Annotated in this window: 3 protein-coding genes; 1 reads left to right on the forward strand and 2 read right to left on the reverse strand. The window is 71.5% G+C overall.

Annotated elements, in window-relative coordinates; genetic code table 11:
* Positions 1-40: 40 nt before the first annotated feature.
* Together ACWGIU_RS37110 and ACWGIU_RS37115 are read right to left on the reverse strand one after the other, a co-directional pair.
* Positions 41-691 carry a DUF4360 domain-containing protein gene (locus ACWGIU_RS37110; protein WP_453712467.1) on the reverse strand — a complete coding sequence of 217 codons (651 nt, stop codon included), beginning with the start codon at positions 689-691 and terminating at the stop codon, positions 41-43.
* 304 nt (positions 692-995) lie between these two features.
* Positions 996-1385, reverse strand: coding sequence for a response regulator (locus tag ACWGIU_RS37115; RefSeq protein ID WP_453712468.1), 390 nt, complete (start codon positions 1383-1385; stop codon positions 996-998).
* A 97-nt stretch (positions 1386-1482) separates the two neighbouring features.
* Here ACWGIU_RS37115 and ACWGIU_RS37120 point away from each other — a divergent pair, with 97 nt between their 5' ends.
* Positions 1483-1761, forward strand: coding sequence for a hypothetical protein (locus ACWGIU_RS37120; protein ID WP_453712469.1), 279 nt, complete (start codon positions 1483-1485; stop codon positions 1759-1761).
* The last annotated feature ends 26 nt before the right edge of the window (positions 1762-1787 follow it).

A 1787-nucleotide genomic window follows, 5' to 3' on the forward strand; every position in this document is an offset into this window, starting at 1 on the left:
GCGCGCAGGCGCAGCGGGAGGCGGCCGGGAGCGGGTCGGATCACTTGCCGGGGCACTCCTTCCAGGCCAGGTGATAGATGGTGTTGATGCTGCCGTCGGTGGAGTCCATCGTCATGTAGCTGGTCGACGAGGGGGACGAGGTGCCTCTGGTCACGCGCAGCTCGGTGTTGATGTTGAAGTTCCGCTGCACCCCGCACGGCGCCCAGACCAGTTGAGCCCAGTCGGTCACGTCCGTGGCCTGCCAGTTGTCCTCCTGCGGCCCGCTGAAGTTGTGGGTGCGCGCCGCGGTGTCCGGCGAGCCCTGGAAGTAGTACGAGGCCTTCTCGGTGGCCTTCGCGCCCGGCGCCAGCGAGGCGTAACCGCGGTAGTCGGCGCTGGCGATCGCGTAGGTGAAGCCGCTGGGCACGTGCACGATCAGGCTGAGCTGGCAGTTCTTGCGCGCCGCGGTGGGCGGGGCACCGCCGCCGACCTGGGCGAGGTACTGGCTGTAGGTCACGGTGAAGGCGGTGTTGTCCTGGGACACGGCGACCTCCGCGGTGTCCTTGGGACACCCGGATCCGTTGACCGTGGCGACTTCGATCACGATGCGGTCGGGCGGCGGGTCCACGATGGTGGAGGGGGAGGCGTGCGTGGGCAGGGTGGCGGTGAGCAGGGCGCCGATCGCGCCGCTCACGAGGAATCCACCGGACATGTTTCTCCGATCCACTGCTTCGGTACCGGGCGGCGCGCAGGCGGGCATGCCTGTGCGCCGAAGGGTGGGGGGTGCGGCCGGCCAGAGCGGGGCCGGGTCGTCACAGACCGGTGTGCAGGGTGGAACGGGGCAGGCCCAGGAAGGGGAATCTGGGCATGGCCCTGACAAAGCCCGGTCGGTGAAGACCGAGTGACCGAATCGTAGGAACCCAGGGCGGGCCCGACCAGGGCGATGTCCGGCCAATCGCGTTCTCCGGCCGGGACCGGCCGGATCCGGACGACCTGCCGGAGGCCGAGGAGCGGAATCAGGCCGCGGCCGGCCGGGCCAGGCGCTCGACGCGGGCCATGAACTCCGCGGGATGGAACGGCTTCGGGAGACAGTCGCTCACACCGGCCTCCAGCGCGTGCACCGAGCACTCCGGATCCGCGGGCGGCAGCGCGAGGATCGGCACCCGCCCGTGATCGGGGTGCCGGCGGATCTCCTCGAACAGCGCCACCTCGTCCAGACCCGGCCCGGTGCGCTCGCAGATCACCAGATCGATCGGGCCGGCGCTGCCCAGCAGGGAGACGGTGTCCGCCCCGGTTCCGCCGTCGACCACGGCGAACCCGCGGGCCACGAGGAGGCGCTCCAGCAGGCCCCGGAGGGTGGTCTCCTTCGCCACGAGAAGGATCCTGCTCGGGGTGTCGCCGCTCATGTCGTTCCTCTTCATCCGCGTGGGGGGTCCCGGAGAGCCTACGAGGCGGGGCGTGTGCGCGCCCGCGCCGGGGCACCTCGTCCGGTAGCTTCGATCCATGAGCACAGAGCCGCAGAGCTTCGAGATCCTGCTGGTGCCCGAGCACATCGAGAACCTGCGCGGCGAGTCCGCGGCGGACCGGGCCTTGCGGGCGGCCACGGTCGAGGCGACCGGCGAGACGGGTGCCTCCGGCTACCCCCGCTACCGCGGGCAGGGCGTGGAGGCCGACATCGACCCGAGCACGCGCACGATCGAGGCCCTGCTCGTCGATGGCGCGGAGCTGGACTACGGGCTGGTCGCCATGATCGCCCCCGAGCGGGGCCACGGCAAGCGCTGACGGAGGCCGGGGCACGGGATCCGTGC

The organism is Streptomyces sp. NPDC054840, assembly GCF_053611065.1.

Coding starts and splice junctions, on each gene's coding strand:
- ACWGIU_RS37115 (WP_453712468.1), bottom strand. CDS start 1,385: ATGAGCGGCGACACCCCGAGCAGGATCCTTCTCGTGGCGAAGGAGACC.
- ACWGIU_RS37110 (WP_453712467.1), bottom strand. CDS start 691: ATGTCCGGTGGATTCCTCGTGAGCGGCGCGATCGGCGCCCTGCTCACC.
- ACWGIU_RS37120 (WP_453712469.1), top strand. CDS start 1,483: ATGAGCACAGAGCCGCAGAGCTTCGAGATCCTGCTGGTGCCCGAGCAC.